Source organism: Virgibacillus sp. MG-45, from assembly GCF_036409425.1.
GTDB lineage: Bacteria > Bacillota > Bacilli > Bacillales > Amphibacillaceae > LDC-1.
Window position 1 is genome coordinate 146,782 of sequence record NZ_JAXOFU010000004.1, and the last position, 20,579, is coordinate 167,360.

General features: G+C 38.1%; 27 protein-coding genes and 1 pseudogene. All 28 read left to right on the plus strand.

Going from position 1 to position 20,579, the window contains the following annotated elements:
- Positions 1 to 8 precede the first annotated feature (8 nt).
- The 28 genes and pseudogenes from SPK86_RS06135 to gpGT all read left to right on the plus strand — a co-directional run bounded on the left by SPK86_RS06135 (position 9) and on the right by gpGT (position 20,556).
- Positions 9 to 770 carry a DUF2815 family protein gene (locus SPK86_RS06135; RefSeq protein ID WP_330948876.1) on the plus strand — a complete coding sequence of 254 codons (762 nt, stop codon included), beginning with the start codon at positions 9 to 11 and terminating at the stop codon, positions 768 to 770.
- Positions 770 to 2,755, plus strand: a complete 1,986-nt coding sequence (locus tag SPK86_RS06140; protein ID WP_330948959.1) for a DNA polymerase — start codon at positions 770 to 772, stop codon at positions 2,753 to 2,755. The genes SPK86_RS06135 and SPK86_RS06140 overlap by 1 nt, the downstream gene beginning before the upstream one ends.
- An 11-nt stretch (positions 2,756 to 2,766) precedes the next feature.
- Entirely contained in the window at positions 2,767 to 2,958 is a 192-nt protein-coding gene (locus SPK86_RS06145) for a hypothetical protein (protein ID WP_330948877.1), read from the plus strand.
- A 4-nt stretch (positions 2,959 to 2,962) separates the two neighbouring features.
- Positions 2,963 to 3,367: a hypothetical protein gene (locus SPK86_RS06150; protein ID WP_330948878.1), complete on the plus strand. Its 405-nt coding sequence runs from the start codon at positions 2,963 to 2,965 to the stop codon at positions 3,365 to 3,367.
- Between the two features lie 215 nt (positions 3,368 to 3,582).
- Positions 3,583 to 5,997: a virulence-associated E family protein gene (locus SPK86_RS06155; protein ID WP_330948960.1), complete on the plus strand. Its 2,415-nt coding sequence runs from the start codon at positions 3,583 to 3,585 to the stop codon at positions 5,995 to 5,997.
- Between the two features lie 297 nt (positions 5,998 to 6,294).
- Positions 6,295 to 6,501, plus strand: coding sequence for a hypothetical protein (locus SPK86_RS06160; RefSeq protein WP_330948879.1), 207 nt, complete (start codon positions 6,295 to 6,297; stop codon positions 6,499 to 6,501).
- Positions 6,498 to 6,779, plus strand: a complete 282-nt coding sequence (locus SPK86_RS06165; RefSeq protein WP_330948880.1) for a VRR-NUC domain-containing protein — start codon at positions 6,498 to 6,500, stop codon at positions 6,777 to 6,779. Before SPK86_RS06160 ends, SPK86_RS06165 begins: the two co-directional genes overlap by 4 nt.
- Positions 6,776 to 8,149: a DEAD/DEAH box helicase gene (locus SPK86_RS06170; protein ID WP_330948881.1), complete on the plus strand. Its 1,374-nt coding sequence runs from the start codon at positions 6,776 to 6,778 to the stop codon at positions 8,147 to 8,149. Before SPK86_RS06165 ends, SPK86_RS06170 begins: the two co-directional genes overlap by 4 nt.
- 37 nt (positions 8,150 to 8,186) lie before the next feature.
- A complete protein-coding gene (locus SPK86_RS06175) occupies positions 8,187 to 8,711 on the plus strand; it encodes a hypothetical protein (protein ID WP_330948882.1) in 525 nt (174 codons plus the stop codon).
- A 168-nt stretch (positions 8,712 to 8,879) separates the two neighbouring features.
- The gene (locus SPK86_RS06180) at positions 8,880 to 9,608 is read left to right on the plus strand and encodes a hypothetical protein (RefSeq protein ID WP_330948883.1); all 729 of its coding nucleotides are present in this window, start codon (positions 8,880 to 8,882) and stop codon (positions 9,606 to 9,608) included.
- Between the two features lie 227 nt (positions 9,609 to 9,835).
- Positions 9,836 to 10,033, plus strand: a complete 198-nt coding sequence (locus SPK86_RS06185; RefSeq protein ID WP_330948884.1) for a hypothetical protein — start codon at positions 9,836 to 9,838, stop codon at positions 10,031 to 10,033.
- A 33-nt stretch (positions 10,034 to 10,066) separates the two neighbouring features.
- The gene (locus SPK86_RS06190; RefSeq protein WP_330948885.1) at positions 10,067 to 10,408 is read left to right on the plus strand and encodes an HNH endonuclease; all 342 of its coding nucleotides are present in this window, start codon (positions 10,067 to 10,069) and stop codon (positions 10,406 to 10,408) included.
- Positions 10,409 to 10,412: 4 nt separating this feature from the next.
- Complete coding sequence (locus SPK86_RS06195) at positions 10,413 to 10,598, plus strand: hypothetical protein (RefSeq protein WP_330948886.1); 186 nt, start codon at positions 10,413 to 10,415, stop codon at positions 10,596 to 10,598.
- A gap of 130 nt (positions 10,599 to 10,728) precedes the next feature.
- Positions 10,729 to 10,887 (plus strand): annotated as a pseudogene (locus SPK86_RS06200) (helix-turn-helix domain-containing protein); the annotation flags it as partial.
- A 27-nt stretch (positions 10,888 to 10,914) separates the two neighbouring features.
- Complete coding sequence (locus tag SPK86_RS06205) at positions 10,915 to 11,241, plus strand: hypothetical protein (protein WP_330948961.1); 327 nt, start codon at positions 10,915 to 10,917, stop codon at positions 11,239 to 11,241.
- A 3-nt stretch (positions 11,242 to 11,244) separates the two neighbouring features.
- Complete coding sequence (locus tag SPK86_RS06210; protein WP_330948887.1) at positions 11,245 to 12,915, plus strand: terminase large subunit domain-containing protein; 1,671 nt, start codon at positions 11,245 to 11,247, stop codon at positions 12,913 to 12,915.
- Positions 12,916 to 13,001: 86 nt separating this feature from the next.
- Complete coding sequence (locus tag SPK86_RS06215) at positions 13,002 to 13,775, plus strand: DNA-methyltransferase (protein ID WP_330948888.1); 774 nt, start codon at positions 13,002 to 13,004, stop codon at positions 13,773 to 13,775.
- A gap of 3 nt (positions 13,776 to 13,778) precedes the next feature.
- The gene (locus tag SPK86_RS06220) at positions 13,779 to 14,909 is read left to right on the plus strand and encodes a phage portal protein (protein ID WP_330948889.1); all 1,131 of its coding nucleotides are present in this window, start codon (positions 13,779 to 13,781) and stop codon (positions 14,907 to 14,909) included.
- Complete coding sequence (locus tag SPK86_RS06225) at positions 14,906 to 15,628, plus strand: head maturation protease, ClpP-related (protein ID WP_330948890.1); 723 nt, start codon at positions 14,906 to 14,908, stop codon at positions 15,626 to 15,628. Before SPK86_RS06220 ends, SPK86_RS06225 begins: the two co-directional genes overlap by 4 nt.
- Positions 15,629 to 15,640: 12 nt before the next feature.
- Positions 15,641 to 16,831, plus strand: coding sequence for a phage major capsid protein (locus SPK86_RS06230; RefSeq protein WP_330948891.1), 1,191 nt, complete (start codon positions 15,641 to 15,643; stop codon positions 16,829 to 16,831).
- A 13-nt stretch (positions 16,832 to 16,844) separates the two neighbouring features.
- Positions 16,845 to 17,144 carry a phage gp6-like head-tail connector protein gene (locus tag SPK86_RS06235; protein WP_330948892.1) on the plus strand — a complete coding sequence of 100 codons (300 nt, stop codon included), beginning with the start codon at positions 16,845 to 16,847 and terminating at the stop codon, positions 17,142 to 17,144.
- Positions 17,131 to 17,499 carry a phage head-tail adapter protein gene (locus SPK86_RS06240; protein WP_330948893.1) on the plus strand — a complete coding sequence of 123 codons (369 nt, stop codon included), beginning with the start codon at positions 17,131 to 17,133 and terminating at the stop codon, positions 17,497 to 17,499. Before SPK86_RS06235 ends, SPK86_RS06240 begins: the two co-directional genes overlap by 14 nt.
- On the plus strand, positions 17,496 to 17,888 hold the full coding sequence (locus SPK86_RS06245; RefSeq protein ID WP_330948894.1) for a hypothetical protein: 393 nt from the start codon (positions 17,496 to 17,498) through the stop codon (positions 17,886 to 17,888). The genes SPK86_RS06240 and SPK86_RS06245 overlap by 4 nt, the downstream gene beginning before the upstream one ends.
- Entirely contained in the window at positions 17,888 to 18,271 is a 384-nt protein-coding gene (locus SPK86_RS06250; RefSeq protein ID WP_330948895.1) for a hypothetical protein, read from the plus strand. Before SPK86_RS06245 ends, SPK86_RS06250 begins: the two co-directional genes overlap by 1 nt.
- Before the next feature lie 15 nt (positions 18,272 to 18,286).
- Positions 18,287 to 18,934, plus strand: coding sequence for a major tail protein (locus SPK86_RS06255; protein WP_330948896.1), 648 nt, complete (start codon positions 18,287 to 18,289; stop codon positions 18,932 to 18,934).
- Positions 18,935 to 18,940: 6 nt separating this feature from the next.
- Entirely contained in the window at positions 18,941 to 19,972 is a 1,032-nt protein-coding gene (locus SPK86_RS06260; RefSeq protein WP_330948897.1) for a hypothetical protein, read from the plus strand.
- A gap of 33 nt (positions 19,973 to 20,005) precedes the next feature.
- Complete coding sequence (gene gpG, locus SPK86_RS06265) at positions 20,006 to 20,368, plus strand: phage tail assembly chaperone G (RefSeq protein WP_330948898.1); 363 nt, start codon at positions 20,006 to 20,008, stop codon at positions 20,366 to 20,368.
- A 38-nt stretch (positions 20,369 to 20,406) separates the two neighbouring features.
- A complete protein-coding gene (gene gpGT, locus SPK86_RS06270) occupies positions 20,407 to 20,556 on the plus strand; it encodes a phage tail assembly chaperone GT (RefSeq protein ID WP_330948899.1) in 150 nt (49 codons plus the stop codon).
- Positions 20,557 to 20,579: the final 23 nt, after the last annotated feature.

The following is a 20,579-nucleotide window of genomic DNA, read 5'->3' on the forward strand; positions in this document are numbered from 1 at the left end:
ATGAAATTATGTCTAATCAAAACGTTCAAAATACAAGAGTTGTAACAGGGGAAGTTAGGTTTAGTTTTGTAAGTCTTTTAAAGCCTAGAGCAAATCAATTCGGGGGAGAAGAGAAATATACTGTTACAATTCTTCTTCCGAAGTCAGACACGGCAACCAAACAAAAAATTGATGCTGCAGTAGAAGCTGCAAAGCAAAAAGGTAAAGCAGAGAAATGGAACGGAGTTGTTCCTCCGAATGTTTCTGTACCTATTCATGATGGGGATGGAGTAAAGCCATCTGATGGAATGCCTTTTGGTCCCGAGTGTAAAGGTCATTGGGTATTCACAGCTTCGACTGGTATTGATTATCCACCTAAAATTGTTGGTCCAGATCTAAATCCAATTATGGATGCAACTGAGGTTTATAGCGGTATGTATGGTAAAATCGCGATTAATTTTAGCCCTTATTCTTTTGCAGGTAAGAAGGGGGTAGGGTGCTATATAAGCACGAATGTTCAAAAAACACGGGACGGCGAGCCTTTAGGAGCAAGTGCACCAGATGCAAGTGCTGACTTTGCTTCACTTGGTACCACTGCTCCACCAGCTTATGGACAACAGCAAGCACCGCAACAGGGGTATGGTCAGCAACCGCAATACCAACAACCTCAACAAGGCTACCAACAACCGCCGGTGCAACAACCTAATTATGGTCAACAGCCGCAAGGTCAACCCCAACAGTTTGATCCGATAACAGGTCAACCAATCAATGGTGGCGTGTATGGCATATGATCAACTCTTTATCAATCGACATTGAAACGTTTAGTAGTGTAAACATTAAAAAATCGGGACTGTACAAATATGTGCAGTCTCCCGATTTTGAAGTATTACTATTTGCTTACTCAGTTAATGGGGAGCCTACTCAAATCATAGACATTGCACAGGGTGAGGAAATTCCTAAAGACATCAGAATCGCACTAGCTAGTGACAGTGTAATCAAATATGCATACAATGCCGCATTTGAATGGTATTGCCTTAATAAATATTTGGGATGGCAGTCTCATCCTTATACTTGGTTACCTCAATGGAGAGATACAATGCTACAAGGTTTGTATTGTGGATATACTGCAGGGTTAGACGCAACAGCTAAAGCATTAGGATTGCCCCGAGATAAACGCAAAATGTCAGTTGGTAACTCATTAATAAAGTTATTCTGTACACCGACTAAACCAACAAAGAAGAATGGAAACCGTTCAAGGACTCTTCCGCATCATGAGCCGGAAAAATGGGATCTTTTTAAAGAGTATTGCATCCAGGATGTAGAGGTGGAAAAAGCTATCCAGCAAAAATTATCTAACTTTCCTGTACCAAATCACGAACAGAAACTTTGGGAGCTTGATCAACGGATAAATGCTTTTGGCGTGAATGTGGACCAAGAGTTAATTGAAGGGGCTTTATATATAGACAAAGTTACAACAGGTGAATTAACCGAAGAAGCGATTCGTATTACAGGGCTTAACAATCCTAATAGCGCACCTCAACTGAAAAAGTGGCTGGCTGAAAACGGTTTGGAAGTTGAAAATTTACAAAAAGAAACTGTGGGAGAGCTAATTGAAAAAACTTCTGGTGATGTGAAACGAATGCTTGAACTTAGGCAAGAGATGTCCAAAACAAGTATTAAAAAATATGAGGCTATGAAAGCTGCAGAATGTATGGATGGCAGAGTGAGAGGATTACTGCAGTTTTACGGGGCGAACCGTACTGGTAGATGGGCAGGCAGATTGGTTCAAGTCCAAAACTTGCCGAGAAACTACCTTGAAACGCTTGGGCATGCAAGGGGACTCGTGCAAGAGAAGAAGGTAGAAGCAGTAAAACTTATTTACGGAAATGTTCCAGATACACTTTCTCAATTAATCCGAACAGCTTTCATACCAAGTGAAGGAAATCGTCTCGTTATTTCGGATTTTTCGGCTATTGAAGCTAGAGTAATTGCTTGGCTTGCAGGTGAACAGTGGCGATTAGATGTGTTTAATACGCACGGAAAGATATATGAAGCTTCAGCATCGCAAATGTTTGGGGTAGATATTCACCTAATTAAAAAAGGTAACCCGGAATATGAGTTAAGGCAAAAAGGGAAGGTTGCAGAACTCGCTCTAGGTTACCAGGGGGCAACTGGCGCATTGATTAGTATGGGAGCTCTTAACATGGGCCTAGCAGAAGAGGAACTTCCTGACATTGTGAAGCGTTGGAGATCGTCAAATAGACGAATTGTAGATCTATGGTATGCGATTGAAAATGCTGCATTAGCTGTTCTTCGTACTGGACAACCGCAAGGAGTGAAGGGTTTATTACTGCAAAGAGAAAGTGACATTGTAAATGGTCTAGACTTCTTAACTATCACGCTTCCAAGCGGTAGGAAATTATATTACGTAAAACCTTTTCTTGCAGAGAATGATTTTGGAAAAGAAGCGGTTCATTACTGGGGAATGAATCAAACTACTAAAAAATTCGAGAAGATATCATCTTATGGTGGAAAGTTTACGGAGAACGTAGTACAAGCTATTGCCCGAGATTGCTTGGCAGAAACATTAAACCGATTAGATAAAGCTGGTTATCAAACAGTAATGCATATTCATGATGAAGTTGTTTTGGATGTTCCTAATGAAAGCGCAGATCTTGAACGTGTAGAAAACATTATGAAGCAATTAATCGATTGGGCTCCAGGACTTCCTTTAAATGCAGATGGATTTATCTCGGACTATTACATGAAAGATTAGGAGGCTTAGAGATGTCAACTGAATACGCAGTTTATAAAGGTGAAGACCTGATAGTTATTGGTACGAAAGAAGAATGTGCTGAAAAAATGCGAGTTCAACCAGAATATATCTATTGGCTAACGATGCCTACAGCAAAAAGAAGGCTTGCATCAAGGAAGAATCCTGATAAATGCACAGTCGCAATTAAATTAGGGGAGGGGTAAATTAATGCTTCAAATTGTAGAAGGTTCTCTCGAAGAAGCGAAAGAAGAAATGAAATCAGTATTAAAAACTGTTCAAGCTAGACTATCCAAATACAAAAGAACTGTAAAACCATCTGAAAGAACAGGTGCGAATAAAGAAGTGATGGATCAATGGGAAAGCTTTATTCACTTTTTCAGAGTCTCTGAGATGGCTCCAGTCTTTGTTGGTGACATATGCATTAATTACAAGCTGTACCAACGCTTTATGAAAAAACTCAAAGGGTATCAAGTAGAATGTTTTCTCAATGGCAATAAGCTTACCCTCTATTATAGCAACAATTCTCATAATGGAAAACTAGAACTCTACAATATTAGTTATAAGTTAGAAGGCATGAAATTCTTTCCAAGAGCAGTGATAGTAGATGAGTAAAGCTAGGTGGATGCTTCTTTATCGTAAAGAGGGCAGAGATAAGGTTTTTCTTTATGAGCCGTTGAAAAGATACGAATTGATTGCAAGGAAGCGTAAAGGCTGGAAAGTTATCGGAGGAAAGGGGTGTTAGGAATGAGGAATCAAAACTTACATCAAATAGGGTCCTTCCTAGAAGTTGTGGAAGTAAAAATGCAAGAGTTGAGTAGGTGCTAACTATGCAAAACGATAGACAAATAACTATATCTACAGCTGGGAATCGTAAAGCTACCTTGTGGCCAGCGCAAACAATGTACTGGTCTGAGCTTGTTGAAAAGCTAAAGGTAGCCAGTAGAGGCAAGGAAACACTTGAGGCTTATCTGAAATTACCAAAACGTCAGCAGGATGAGTTGAAGGACGTTGGAGGGTTTGTAGCCGGGGAGTTAAAGAACAACCGCAGAAAGGCAAACAACGTCATTTCTAGGGATGTTATAACACTTGATCTTGATAATATCCCTGCAGGTGGAACAGAGGACGTACTCAGACGGCTGGATGGTTTAGGTTGTGCTTATGTAACGTATTCCACACGGAAACATCATCCAGGAGCTCCAAGGTTACGTGTATTAGCTCCTTTGAACCGTTCGGCTTCAGCTGATGAATATGAGCCGTTAGCTCGAAAACTCGCTTCTATTATTGGTATGAGTTTGGCTGATCCAACAACTTTTGAAGCTTCTCGATTAATGTATTGGCCAAGTTGTTCAGCAGATAGCCAATATGTGTTTCAGTCATCTGATAAGCCTTTTCTTGATGCGGACGGTTTGCTAGGTACATACAATGACTGGCGTGACATTCAAGAGTGGCCAGAAGTGCCTGGTGCAAGTCAATCGCATGTAAGGCTTGCAGCTAAGCAAGGTAATCCGTTAGAAAAGCGCGGAGTAGTTGGAGCTTTTTGTAGGCAATACGATATACATGAAGCGATTAGAGCTTTCTTACCTGGAGTGTATGAAGCTACTGATGATGGGCGTTATACCTTTGTGGACGGTTCAACGGTGGGCGGTGCTGTCATTTATGATAATGGACTTTTCCTGTACTCACACCACGCAACGGATCCTTGTAGCGGTCGATTAGTAAATGCTTTTGATTTAGTTAGGCTCCACAAGTATGGAGAAGAAGACGACGATGCAAAAGCAGATACACCGGTGAATAAGTTGCCTTCATTCATGCAAATGGCATCTTTTGCATTAAACGATGCAGGAGTGGCAGCTATTTTGAACCAAGAGCGGTATGAAAAGGCTGTCGAAGACTTTGGAGGTCCTTCAGATGAGGGTCCTCCTGCAACTAAAGAAGATTACAACTGGATTCAACATTTAAAGATAAGCCCTTCTACTGGACAGCCCACAAAGACAATCGAAAACGTATTGATTGCTTTGGAAGGCGAGGCAAACTTGAAAGGTCGTATAAAGCTAGATGCATTTGCTGATGCGATTGTCGGTGTTGCCCCATTGCCTTGGGCTCCACGAGAGAACGAAGAAGGCGAATTCAAATGGACAGAAAACGATGATTCTGGCTTGGCAATTTATATGGAAAAGATTCTAGGATTTCAATCACGTGAGAAAATTACACATGCATTAAATCAATGCGCAGCACGTAACAGTTACAATCCGGTAATGCAGTATTTAAATAGCCTTCAATGGGATGGTGTTAAACGATTAGATACTTTATTTATTGATTACCTTGGGGCTGCAGATACACCTTACACAAGAGCAGTGACTAGAAAGTCTTTCACAGCTGCTGTTGCCCGGGCAATGGAGCCGGGTATAAAACATGACACCATGCCTGTACTTACTGGAGCGCAGGGCTTAGGAAAAACCACGTTAATACAAAAGCTAGGGAAGTATTGGTTCACGAATAGTATTGAATCGTTTGAAGGGAAAGAAGCTGCAGAACTGTTACAGGGTGTATGGATTGTCGAAATAGGTGAAATGAGTGCCTACAACAAAAGTGACGTACAAACGATAAAAGGGTTTTTAAGTCGAACAGAAGATCAATATCGAGCTGCCTACGCACGGAAAACAGAGAAACACCCAAGACGATGTGTTTTCTTTGGTACTAGTAATAGAAGTGACTATTTAAGAGATACAACAGGAGGCAGACGTTTTTTGCCTGTTGATGTAGGTGTCCAGGAACCAAGTAAAAGTGTATTCATCCATTTAGATGCAGAAATAAATCAGTTATGGGCGGAAGCAGTGTGGAATTGGCGGCTTGGCGAGTCGTTGTTTCTAACGGGGGAATTGTTAGAAGAGGCAAAGCGACAGCAGGAAGGCCATGCGGAACAAGATCCATGGGAAAGTGTTGTACGGGAGTTTGTGGAAAGACCAGTTCCCGTGGACTGGAATAAGAAGGACATAGCTTCCAGAAAGCTGTATTGGTCCAATGAGTTTGGAAACGAGTTAGTAGCCACTGTGGAGCGAGACCGCATTTGTGCAGCTGAAATATGGGTGGAGTGTTTTAATGAGAAGGTTAACCGGATAAAACGGTCAGAAACAATGCGAATAAATGATATTTTAGCCAACATGGAAGGTTGGCAAAAGAGAACAAATGCGTTTCGTTTCGGACCTTATGGAAGGGTAAAAGGTGGGTATTTTCGAGAGTAAAAAGTGTCAACCTTCTAAGTCAACTTTGTCCATTTTGTCAACCTTGTAAAAAATGGAAATGTCAACCTTGTCAACTTTGAAAATTGAGAAGGTTGACGGGGAAGGTTGACAGCTAAACCCTTGATATATCTATATTTATACTACTATGTCAACCTTGTCAACCTAATAACTATATAAAGTATAAATATAGGTAAATAGATAATATAGAGTATTATCTAATATGCCTAAATAGCCTAATTTTAAACTATATACACATGATAGAGATAAAAGTATGCATTGAAAGGTAGGTTTGCGTAAATGAATTCTTGTGAAGTTTGGCTATACGAATTTTTAAAAGGTAAAGATTTCGTCCTATGCGACGTAGTAAGAGAAGAAGCTAAAAAACAAGGTTTTAAAAAATCTGAATTTAAAGCCGCAAGAAAAAACATCGGGGTTGAGACTATCAGCAATGCAAATTGGAGCGAAAATGGTACTACTGAATGGTTTTGGAGGTTGCCCGAATGAGAGAAAAAGATATAGAGGAGTACTTACGTAAAGAAGTTAAAAAAGCCGGAGGAAAAGCTTATAAGTTTGAATCTCCTGGAAACGATGGCGTACCAGACAGGATAGTCATTTTCCCAGGTAATAATATATTCTTTGTTGAGTTAAAGGCGCCAGGTGAAAAGCCAAGGCCATTACAGGTTAAGCAAATGCGGGATTTAACGAATTTTGGATGCAGTGTTTCTGTACTGGATAGCAAGAAAAGGGTGGATCAGTTTGTTGATCTAATGAAAAGATTATGAAGTTTACACCGCACAGTTATCAGAAATACAACATCAACCGCATACTAGCGAATCCAAACATCGCCTTGTGGTTAGATATGGGACTTGGGAAAACAGTAATTACACTAACAGCTGTCAATGATCTGAAATATAACCGGTTTGCTGTTAACAAAGTATTAGTAATAGCACCTAAGAAAGTAGCACAAGGAACATGGACGAATGAAGCTAAGAAATGGGAACACCTACAGCTGTTACGGTTCTCCATTGTGCTTGGATCTCAATCGAAACGGATTAAAGCATTAAATACACCGGCAGATGTTTATATTATCAACCGAGACAACGTTGTTTGGTTAGTTGACTATTATCGAAACAGTTGGCCATTTGACATGGTAGTGATTGATGAATCTTCTAGTTTTAAAAATCACCAATCCAAACGATTTAAAGCATTAAAGGGAATCCGGCCACACATCAAACGACAAGTACAATTAACCGGAACACCTTCACCGAATGGATTAATAGATATATGGTCGCAAATATATCTATTGGACGGCGGAGAAAGATTAGGAAAAAAAATTACTGGTTTTCGTGAAAGATATTTTGAACCGGATCAACGTAACCGAGATCGAGTTTTCTCTTACGCGCCAAAAGATGGTGCCGATAAAAGGATACATGAATTAATTGGAGATATCGTTGTTAGCATGAAAGCCAGTGATTATATCGAATTGCCACCGGTCACTTACAATTCAGTTCCAGTAATCCTAGATGACAGGGCAAGGAAAGCATATGAGAAATTAGAAAAGGAAATGCTTTTGGAAGTAGATGAGGCAGAGATTACCGCGACTTCTGCAGCTGTACTTGGTAACAAGCTTTTGCAACTATGTAACGGAGCTGTTTACGATGAAGATAGAAACATTATAGATATCCATAACAACAAGACGGAAGCTTTTACGGAGTTGATTGAGGCCTTGAACGGTTCTCCAGCTTTAGTTTTTTATAACTTTCAACACGATAAAACAAGGATAATAAAAGCTTTGGAAAAGACTAAGTTAAGGGTACGAGAGTTAAAGACAGCTGAAGATGAAAATGATTGGAATAACGGCGACATTGATATTTTACTAGCACATCCAGCTTCGGCTGGATACGGATTAAATTTACAACAAGGTGGAAATCACGTCATTTGGTACGGCTTAAATTGGAATCTAGAATTATATCTTCAAGCGAATGCGAGACTAGCAAGGCAAGGACAAACGGAAAAAGTTTTTGTCCATAAATTAATCGTACAAGGTGGAATGGATGAAAACGTAGACCTAGCACTTGATAATAAAGCAGCAACTCAAGATCAACTTCTAGCGGCATTAAAAGCAAGAATCGAAAAGGTCAAAGGAGAATAAACCCAGTTGATGGGGGAAAATGAGGAGGCTTAGACATATGCATCTGACAGAAAAACAAATAAAAATAATCACTGAGACCGCTTCCCGTGAAGCAATTAAGGCATACAAAGAGGATGAGAGCAAACGTAATAAAGCAAAACATGATATGCGGTTACGGAATATTAAGCTGTTGTTGAAACATTACAGAGCACTGGTGCTACATTGCGAAAAGCTAGAAGATGATTTATTAAAGTTTGAAGATACATCTATCCAAGCATTAGATATAGATGAGATAAACCTTGAGAGTATCGAGTCTATTAAAAAAAGCAAGACAAAATCACTAGCCATGGTGTACTTTGTCAGGGGCAAAATGGAAGCTTACAAGAGATCTTGCAACAGTGATGAGTTGAAATACTTCCGTGTTCTGGAAATGAAGTACATTACACCACGAAAATATTCGATTCAAGATATTGCCGAAAGAGAAAGTATTGACAAAACAACAGTGCACCGATATTTAAAAAGAGCAATTGAAGAATTACCCGTTATATTTTTTGGAGTAGAGGCAATTAAGTTTGAAAATTGACCTGCAATAAATCTGCAACCACATTGCAACTATTTATGTGTTATAGTGATAGTGTGAAATAAATATAAATTTTTCAACAAAGCATCTGACAATAGTCGGATGCTTTGTTGCAAATTATTAACAGTTTAGGCATAATGAACCTATACATAATGTGTAGGGGGAGATTATATGAAAAAGTTATTATTTATTCTTTTCTTAGGAATTACACTGGTAGCCTGTAGTAACGAAGAACCATCACAAGAAGCAAGTGCAACCAACGATGAAGAAGAAAGTAAAATTGAAGAAGATTCAAGCTATCAAAGCGAAACAGACTATACTGAAACAGAAACTGAAACGGAAGAAGTCGAACAATCCATAGAATACACTCCTCGAGAAGAAATGATAATAGCTATAACGGCACTAATTGATAGTGGAGAAGCATTTGATACAGGATCATACGTGAAGGGAGATATTCCCAAAGGAGATTACGCATTTGTTACTTTTGAAGGTAGTGGGCATTATTTCTCGGAAGAAGATTCAGCAGGAAACATTATAGACAATGAAAACTTTGATAGTTTTGGATATGTAAAAGTACATGAAGCAGGTAATGTCACGGCTGATGGCGTATTAGTAAAGGTAGAATCATTGAAGCAGCTAGAAGTATCTGGCGCAAAAGAACTTTATGAAATACTGAATGAAACAGAAAATTATACAGAATCAGGATGGTATAAAGTAGGGACAGATTTAGATCCTGGAGAATACGTGATTGAAAGCTATGGAGAAGGGTACGTTGCAGTTATGAGCGGGCCTGTTGGAAACAGTGACATTGTTGATAATGAAAATTTTAACGGAAGGTATTCTGTAAACGTAAAAGAAGGACAATATTTAGTCATTTCTAAAGGTGCAATTTCTAAATAAATTATAAACAAAGGTATCCTAAATCAGGATGCCTTTTTATTTTGAGAAAGGAGATGATTAAAATTAAGAATCTAATCCGTTGTGATTCATGTGATAGACTTATAAATTCAAATACTATAAAAGTCTATGACAAACATTTAAAGCCAGGAATACAAGCAAGACTATGGGAATGTCCACATTGCAATGAGAAACACACGATTGTAGTAATGGACAAAACTTCAAGAAGGATGATGGAAGAGAACAGGAAAGATCGAATTAAAATAGGTAACTTAAATAAACGTTACATGGCGCTAAGTAAAGCTGGTCAACAAGCTGACCATTTATTAAAGCAGACAGATAAACTCTGGGAACGAATTAATAAACGAACAAGTGACCTGGATGAACGATCACAAAAGTTAAAACTAGAATACGAGGCACTCACTTAGTGGGTGCTTTTTGATTTTGTTGGAGGTGGTGCTTTGACAGAATACAAAACGCCTGAGCAAAAGAAATCTTTCTATAATTCTGCTGCATGGAAATTATTAAGATTACAAGCATTGGAACGTGACAACTATGAATGCCAGCACTGCAAGAAGGAAGGGAATGTTACGGTTGATTCAGTAAAGATCCCAGGACAAAAGAAAGAAGTCGTCTTGAACGTTGACCATAAGTATCCTATTGAGTTTTATCCCAAGCTTGCACTTGTCTTGGATAACCTAGAGACACTATGTATTAACCATCACAACATAAAAGAAGGAAGAACATTCGATAAGATTAGACCGAGATCAAAGAAGAAACGGTGGGATGATGAAAGGTGGTAGAGGAATGAAATACGTACAAGTTTTAATTGAACAAAGATTGAGCATCATTGATAGACAAATTAAAATATCAAAAGAGCAACTCGACGAATTAGAAATAATAGCGCAAAAAGAAATAGATACATTGAGAGAACTGGAAAAAGAAAAAGCAGAATTAGAAAAAACATTACCCCCCGGCAAAATATTTCAGTGATTTTTCTTTCCCGGGAGACCGGGGCGTGGGCTCAACTCTGCAAATGCACTGCAATAAATTACCCCCTCCCACCCCCGTGGGATTTAGAAAGAAGGTGATTAGTTTGGATAAACAAAAAGTTGGGTTTCGAATGCGGGAAAAAAGAAAAGAGAAAAAGCTGACTCAGGTTGATTTTGCAAAGAAAGCGGGTATCTCGACAAATTATTATGCCAGCATTGAACAAGGAAAAAACTCTCCAAGTTTAGAAGTTTTACACAAGATAGCAAAAGCGTTGGATGTATCTATACTTTATTTGATAAACGATAGAATTGACGATATGGAAAATCGGGTTGAAGAAGAAGTAAATCGGTTAAGGAAACTCTTTAAAAGCATTCCTAAAAACCAGCTTGATGTTGCGGAAGGATTAATCACCCAAGCTGCTCGACTTAAAGTTTTGCTAGACGACAATTGGAAAGATATCCTGGAAAATGGGGAATATGAAAAGTTTTCGCAGAGTGAAAACCAGGTTCCTTATGATCGTAAAAGACCTATCGTTGAAAATTATGACAACCGGGATAAGACATACCAGTCAATCATTAAGCAACTAACCGACTTATTGCCACAATCGAAGCCGGATAGGAAATCAAAATTATTAGGTCGATAGCATATGCTGCACAATGAATATGTTGAGGATTATATAAAGAAATGGAAATGTGGCAAGATTCTACTTAATAAAAAGCGGATACAACTAATTTGCTTGATTGAAAAATATATTCTACCTTATGAAGAACTGTATTATTTCGATGAAGAACAGATTGAGAATTACATCGAGTTTAGCGAGAAATGGTACTTCGAATTAGATGAATGGGAGAAGTTTATAGCCCCGTTCATTTTTTTATTTTATAAAGAAGATGATGAACCTGTCTTTGATGAATTCGTTATTAATATGGGACGCGGCGGAGGGAAAAACGGTTTTATATCAACGCTTGCTAATTATTTTATTAGTCCCTTACACGGAATCGATTACTATGATGTATCTATTGTGGCAAACTCTGAAAAGCAGGCAAAACGTAGTTTTCAAGAATGCTACCGTGTCATCACCAAAAAAGGTAACGAAGATTTACAAGAAGAGTTTGAAGCTTATAAGAGTAGCATTACGGGGGTAACTACTCAAAGCGTATTTGAATATAAGACCAGCAATGCTGGATCCCAAGATGGTGGTAGAGAAGGTGCAGTCATTTACGATGAATACCATGAGATGGAGACAACTGAAATTGTAGACGTCTTCTCTGGCGGACTTGGTAAAGTTGATTGCGGTAGGCAATTTTTTATTGGTACAAAAGGGTTTGTTCGTGACGGATACTTTGATATAAAATATCGCGAATGTGAAGACATATTGAATGGAACAACAGCCTTTAAAGGAGTATTCCCATACATTTGTGAATTAGATGTAATTGAAGAAATGGACGATCCTAAAAACTGGGCTAAGGCTAATCCCGCATTACAAGAACCTTTAAATAAACGAGGCAAACGACTCTTAAACAAAGTTATGAAACAGTATGAGAAATTAGCAAGAGAGCCTTCTGGTCGGGCTTCGTTTGTAACAAAACGAATGAACTTTTTAGAAGATGACATGGAACATTCTGTTGCTAGCTGGGAAGAAATCGAAGCTACTAATAGACCATTTTTCAAACTCGATTCAAAGCCAATTGGATCATTAGACTTCGGAAGCGTTAGAGACTTTGCCACGTGTGGTCTTTTATTTAAAAAAGATGAAGAGTTTGCTTTCAAATCATTCACGTTTGCGATTAAGCATTTTTGCGATATCCATTATGGATATTCAAACACTGCCAATAATTCCGGCACAGGAAAAAAGGCACCTATAAAAGAATGGGAAAAACAAAAATTAATGAAGGTGATAGATGAGCCGTCATTAAACCCAATGCATATCGTTAATTGGTTTATTGAAATGCGAGAAGAATATGGAGTTGAGAAAATTATTGCTGATAATTATAAGTTGGACATATTAAGACCACTGCTAGAAGCAGAAGGTTTTGAAGTGGAACCAATTCGTAGACCTTCCAGCATACATCCGTTATTAGCCCCAAGAGTAGAAGATGGATTTGCAAACCATAAGTTTATTTTTGGAGATAATCCTTTAATGCGCTGGTTTACTAATAATGTTTATGTGAAAGAAACACAAGCTGGAAAGCAGTTTTTGAAGAAAGAAGAAGTAAAACGAAAGACTGACGGTTTCCAGGCCTTTATCCATGCATTATATCGTGCGAATGAATTAGTAGATGATGAAGGGTTTTTCTTAGATGAGATTGATTTTTAAAAAGAGACCTGTTTTAACAGATCTCTATACACAAAGAGAACAAACGTTCCCCTTTAGAATTATATCATGTCGAGAGGGGAAAAGAAATGAACATAGAACAAAATACGATTTATAACATGGACTGTTTAGAAGGAATGAAATATATTCCTGATGGGACAGTCGATTTAATTTTATGCGATTTACCTTATGGTACAACCAACTGCAGCTGGGATGAAATTATCCCTTTTGAGAAACTGTGGGAACAGTATAAACGAGTTATTAAAGAAAATGGCGCAATTGTTTTAACTGCAAGTCAACCATTTACAACTAAGTTGATTAATTCAAATTTAAAATGGTTTCGTTATGAGTGGATTTGGAAGAAAAAGAATCATGTAACTGGTTTTCCAAATGCAAACAGGATGCCATTAAAAAACCATGAAAATATTTGTGTGTTTTATAAAAAATTACCAACTTACAATCCTCAAGGGTTATTAAAAATAAAACCTAAAAAGGTAAAAAGAAAAACAAATATGCAGGTATTGGGAAAACAAAACGACACCTTAAATAAATACCATGTTGTAAGGTACACCAATTTTCCAAAGTCGGTTGTGTCTTTTCCGAGGGATAGGAATACGTTTCATCCTACACAAAAACCCGAATCATTATTTGAGTATATAATTCGCACTTACACTAATGAAGGTGAGGTTGTTCTTGATAGTTGTATGGGTGGTTTTACTACCGCGGTTGCTTGTGATAATACAAAAAGAAACTGGATAGGATTTGAGCTAAAAAAAGAATACTGTTTACAGGGGATGAGTCGAATAAATGAAAATAGAGATCGATTAGGTATTCCACAAATAACTTTAAAGGGAGGTGATTAAAATTTGGGATTCCTAGGAAATATCCTCAAACGAAATAGCGAAATAGACTTAATGCTGGATATAAATTTGATAGAAGATACATCGAATCGGATCCAAATGAAAAAGTTAGCAATCCAAACATGTATTAATTTTATCTCACGAACAATTAGTATGTCAGAGTTTCGCATAAGGGATGGCGATAAATCGCTAAAAGGTGAACTCTATTACCGGTTGAATGTAAGACCAAACATAAACCAATCAGCTGCAACGTTTTGGCAGCAAGTGATTTACAAGCTGATTTATGATAACGAGTGTCTTATTATTCAATCTGACACGCAGGATCTGTTGGTTGCCGATTCGTTTACTAGGGTTAAATATGCTGTCTATGGAGATGTGTTTAAAGATGTAATTATTAAAGATCACGAGTTTAAGCGATCATTTAAGCGAGAAGATGTGCTTTACCTGGAGTACAGCAATGAGAAATTAACGCCTTTGCTAGACGGACTTTATAAGGATTATGGGGAATTGTTTGGTCGAATTGTTGATGCTCAGAAAAGAAAGAATCAAATTCGAGGTACAGTTGATGTCAATGATGTTTTGGGTAAAGATCCAAAGACCACTGAAAGGCTACAAACGTTTATTGATAAGTTATATAATGCTTTTTCCAAGAAAGACATTGCAGTTGTACCACAGCAAAAGGGATTCGCCTACCAAGAACATTCCAAAGAGACAAAAGCACAGTCCGTGGAAGAAGTGGACAAGGTTGCAGATGGTTTCTTAAAACAAGTTGCTAGAGCTTTAAATATACCTCCAGCTTTAATACTTGGAGAAATGGCTGATATAGAGAAACCTACTCGTAACTATATGTTGTTTTGTATCGATCCTTTTATTAAATCTATTGGTGATGAGTTTAATGGGCAATTATTTACTCGTACCGAATATTTCAATGGCAAGAAAATGGATATTCGCAGACCGTCGTATCGTGACATATTTGACGTTGCGGCAGCAGTTGATAAGTTACGTGCATCTGGGGTGGCAAATGGTAATGATTTACGTGACAAGTTGGGTTGGGAGGAAGTTGATAATCCAATACTCGAAAGATATTACATTACCAAAAACTATACAGACGACTTAGAAGGAGGTGAGAATGAGTGAGTAAATTCGACTTAAACAAAGTGCTTAACACCAAACAAGGATTTGATATTGTTAACCAGGAAGAACACAGCTTGAAAATATCAATTTATGGCTTTATCGGCGGTTGGAGAAATAGTGCAGAGAATATCTTACAACAAATTGAAAATGCGGATGTGGAAGAAATTCACGTGCACATCAATAGTGGTGGTGGTTCTGCATTTGATGGAATTGCTATCGGAAATATCCTAAAGAACCATAAAGCAAAGATTATTATTCATATTGACGGTTGGGCAGCAAGTGCAGCTTCGATTATTGCTATGGCAGGAGATGAAGTCATAATGCCAGGTAATACGATGATGATGATTCACCAGGCAAGTACATTTGAGTATGGCAATGCAGACATATTCGAGAAGACAGCGAAAGACCTACGAAAAGTTGATAAGGCAGTAACCGCATCTTATCGAAAACGATTTGTAGGAAGTGAGGAAGAACTGTCTGAACTGCTAAAAGAAGAAACCTGGTTAAATGCTGATGAAGCAGTTGCATTAGGTTTTGCAGATGTTATCGCAGATGAAATTGAAATCGAAGAGCTTGAAGAGGAACAAAATGAACCAGAAAACATTAAAGAAAGTCTAGTTGCAAAATATGCAGCTCAATCGAATAATCAAAAACCAAAAGAGCCTGATCAAGAAACTGCTCCAAAGCAGAATCTATCAGAGCTCTTTTTAAATTTAAAATAAAGGAGAATGACAATGCCAATTACATTTACAAATTTTGAAGAAGAAAAATTAGCATTTGCTAAAGCAACACAGGAAGGAACTCCTGAAGAACAAACAGAAGCATTAAATAAAATGCTGAATGCATTAGCCAACGATGTACAGAAAGATATTTTAAATGAAGTAAATACGCGTATGGCTGATAATGCAGTGCTGCAGTCTCGCGGTCAAAACGTACTCACCAGTGAAGAGCACAAGTTCTTTAATGCAGTTGTGGAAACTGGAGGATTTAAGGAAACAGAAACTCTGCCTAAAACAACGCAAGAGCGAATTTTTGAGGAACTGAAAAAAGAGCATCCTCTTTTACAACATCTTGGACTAGAAAACTTGGGTGCAGTTACCGAATTCATATTTTCTGATCCATCTGGTGCGGCTGTATGGGGACCATTGTTTGATGGTATTAAAGGACAACTAAATGCGGCATTCCGTAAAGAATCAATCACGCAGCTTAAATTAACTGCGTTTATCCCACTAGCAAACGATATGTTAAAGCTAGGACCAGAGTGGGTTGAACGTTATGTTCGAACAATTATTAAAGAGGCAATGGCTGTTGGACTTGAGCGTGGCTTTGTTGCCGGTACAGGGAAAAACCAACCTATCGGGCTATTGAAAGATCCAAACGGTAGTGTAGTTGATGGAGTATATCCTGATAAGGATTCAGCAGGCACTTTAACATTCGAGCCAGGTCGTGTAACAATCAATGAAATGAAGGACGTTATGAAGCTTCTTGCTAAGAAGTTAAAAGGAGATGGAAAAACAGAAGCTGATGAACCAAAGCTAATTGAAGGTAAGGTGGTTATGGTTTCCAACCCATTTGACACGTTTGATATCAAGGCAAATGCTACTGTTCAAAATGCATCTGGTGCTTACGTAACCAATTTACCTTTTAATCCAATTACATCTGAATCCGTCTTTGTGCCACAAGGGAAATTGCTTTTCTTTGTTAAAGGGGAGTATATTGCTGCACTTGGCGGAAGTGAACCAATAAAGAAGTATGATCAAACGATGGCACTAGAAGATGCTACACTATTTATCCAAAAACAATACGCAACTGGAAAGCCAAAGGATAAGTACGCATCACAAGTATACGATCTAAATCTTAATGGCAATACAACAACAACTACAACAAGCTCTACAACGACCACAACAACTGGCGCTGGGGCTTAAGGGGCTGATGTGATTGACAATCACACCGGAAGTTTTAAACAAATTTAAAGAGCGGATGCACATTTCGCATAATGAGGACGACAACTTAAAGAGTTTGTTGTCCTCTTCTGTTATCGCTATCAAAAAGAGTTGTGGACCTTTTGAGATTAGTGGAAATACGGATATTGATATCCAAGCAAGAGAACTTGTTTTCGAACGAACCAGATACGCCTACAATGATGCACTTGAATATTTTAAAGAAAACTTTTTGAGTGAGATTACTAGCTTAGGATTAGCTATTGAAATGGAGCGTATGAAAGATGCGGGACTTTAAATATAAACCACCACGAGTCAATACAGGTGATTTACGAGTTCCGGTTACGTTTTTTGAGTATGCACCTAATAATAGTCCAGAGCCTGGTGAAAAACCGGAAAAAGTATTATATGAGTGCTTTGCGAAGGTGGATAATGTTTGGATGAAAGATCTGGAACAAGCAAAAACCAATGGAACTGTTGAAGACGTCACGATCACTATTCGTGATCCATTGGATGATTATATCCCATCGAATAAACACTATATTGAAATTGATGCCAGGGGATATCGCGGAAAGCATTTTAATGTCAAAGCTGATTTTCCCGATCCACAAAACAATGCATTTATAAAAATTGTGGGAGGTATTAAATCATGAGTGTTAAAATTACGGGTCTTGAAAAGTTACTGACCGAACTGGAGTCCAGGTTTGGAAAAGATAAAATGCAACGAATAAGTGATAAAGCTTTGATGGATGCGGCGAATGAATTTGTGAAAGCCTTAAAATCAGAGTTTGAACGATTTAAAGATCAAGGATATAGCATTGAGGAAATCACAATAAAGGGTCCTATTTGGAAGAATGGTGTCCGTACAGTGGCGATACATTGGAAAGGACCACACGGGCGCTATCGTATTATCCACCTAAACGAGTGGGGTACTGTTAATAATCCTAATCCAGCAGGTAAAGGTGCCATTGCTAGAGCGATGAGAAATAGTGAAACTGCATACCGGAATGCAGTTCGAAAGGCATTGAAAGAGGGATTGTAATGGACATTTTAGATGAAGTTTACAACGCCTTGATTGCAGATGAATACATCCAACTGAATGTAGTGGGACGGATTAAGTTTTATGAGTATCCTGAAACTGGCGATGTAAGTAAACCGTTTATTATTATTGACCCACTTGGACCTCCAACGCCATCCGACTATGCAGATAATACGTGGACTAAATTAGACTACCTTTTACAAGTAGAAGTTTGGTCTCCAAATAGAAAGCTAACAGATGCTGTTGCGGATAAGGTAAGAGATATTATGTGGGAGCAATTTGGTTTTGCTCAAAAGACAGGACCTAAGGAATATGACAAAGGTGTATTTCGCGATGCGCGTAGGTATAGAGGAAAATTGTATCGATCAGATTTTAAAGATAAATAACAAGGAGTGATTATAGTGCCACAAGAAGAAAAGAAAAATTACCATGCTTCAACTGGTGTAGATGAGTTTTATTATGGTGAAGTAGGGGATGCCGTTGTAGCGCAATATATTGAACATGTTGACTTTTTACAAGATATTAACGTAGAAATGCCGCAGGAAATTGTAAGAGCTTATGGAAGTAATAAAACAGCAGAAATGGCTACTTCAAACGGCGACATTTCGGTAACCTCGCAATTTCATAAAATTCCTATTCAAGATAAGCAACGATTACTAGGATGGGAAACGATAGATGGATTGACTGCTGCCGGAAGTGACGATAACTCACCATATGTAGCAGTAATCTTCGCTAAGACCTTTGAAGACGGATCCAGCGAATATGTGGGGTTGCCTAAGGGGATGTTTACGCGTCCAAATATTACAGGAAAAACAAAAGGTGAGGGCGTAGAATTTTCGAGCGAAGAAATAGTAGCACAATTTATGGATCGCCAAGTGGACGGCTTTTCTAAAGAGAAGTCAGTTATTTTCGCTGAAGATGCGAAGGGACAAACCAAAAACCGGGATGCCCTATTTATGAAGATCTTTGGAAAACCACATCCAAGCACAACAACCACGACAACTACAACAAGCTCTACAACGACCACAACAACTGGTGCTGGAGCATAATAAAATATGAAGTATATTCTATGCCAACCAGCTATAAAGCGGTTTGAGTGGGAATTAGAAGTTTGTTTAACAAGATTACAAAAACTCGGTATACGTGATATCGTCCTACTGTTTACTCGGGAAGACGATCGTGTACCGAGTTTTTTAAAAGAAAAATATAAAGTCGAAGTCCATATCTATGATGACAAACGGCAAGACAAAAGCTATATCCCATCTGTTAAACCTTATTTATGGATGCGGTATTTAGAAGAAAATCCATCAAGAGAAAAGGACACATATTTTTATTTGGACAGCGATGTTATATTACGAGACATCCCTAACGTAAAACCTACAAAAACAACGTGGTATGCATCAGATTGCACTTGGTATATCGGCAATGACTATATCGACAGCAAGGATGAAAACTTGCTGAATGATATGTGCAATGCCATCGGAATCGATCCTACTCTTATCAGAAAAAACAATCCAATTGGTGGAGCGCAATGGGTTATTAAAAACCCAACTTATGATTATTGGAAAAAGGTCTACGAGGATTCAAATACACTTTATAAGTTGCTAAGTAAATCAAATACCGACATTCAAAAATGGACAGCTGAAATGTGGGCTCAACTATGGAATGTTTATCACTTTGGAATAAAAGTTGAAACTCCAAAAGAGCTAGATTTTTGCTGGCCAACAGATGATATAAATCGGTGCCAGGAAACCAAGATATTGCATAACGCGGGTGTTATAGATGATAACCAACACTTATTTTTCAAAGGTAAATACGTTACACATACTCCTTTTGATGAGGATTTAACTGTAGATAAAAGTAAAGCATCATACGAATATGTCAAAGCTATTGAGGAGGTGTACGATGTGAAATATGTAGTGATACATTATTTTGAAGATCTGCAAGATGAGAGCAGACCTTATAACGTAGGAGACGTTTTTCCGGTAGAAGGAAAGAAAGTATCTAAGAAGCGGATTAATGAACTAGCATCTGCTAAAAATAAACAAGGTAAAGCGTTGATCGAAAAAGTAGAAGAGCAGGATTAATTCCCTGCTCTTTTTATATTAGGAGGAATATGAATGGCAAATTTGAAACGAAACATGTTGGAGCTTGTTAAAAATCCAGAAGCTGCTATGAAAGGTGAAGAAGCTGAAATTGAAAAGGTATGGACTCCTGCTTTTATCCCTTTGAGGGTAGCAAGAGATGCTATCCAGCTGTACAACGAAATTGAAGTAGACATTGAAAAGTCTGAGTCAGATAAATTTGATAAGATAGCAGATTTTGTAGCCAATGACATATACGCAGGTAAAATCACGAAAGATGATATTTATAATCGTCTTCACGCACCTGGAGGCAAAGATGTATTAATGGATCAATTAATCTTCGTTGCACAAGGTCAGCAGTCAGATGAAACAAAAAAATTCCTGGCGAAGAAGAGTTAAGCGATGAGGACTTTTCTGTCGCCAAACATGCGGAGTATATGGATAAGCTCATCGTAGAAATGATGAAAAATGGAAAGGACATCAATGAAATACTAGATATGCCAATCCATTTTGTCATGGAATTAATGAAAGAAAAGAATAAACCAAGAAAAGAAAAATCCTTAATCGCTGCGTTTGGTGGTGGTTAAGGATTTTTAATTATCTCCAAGAA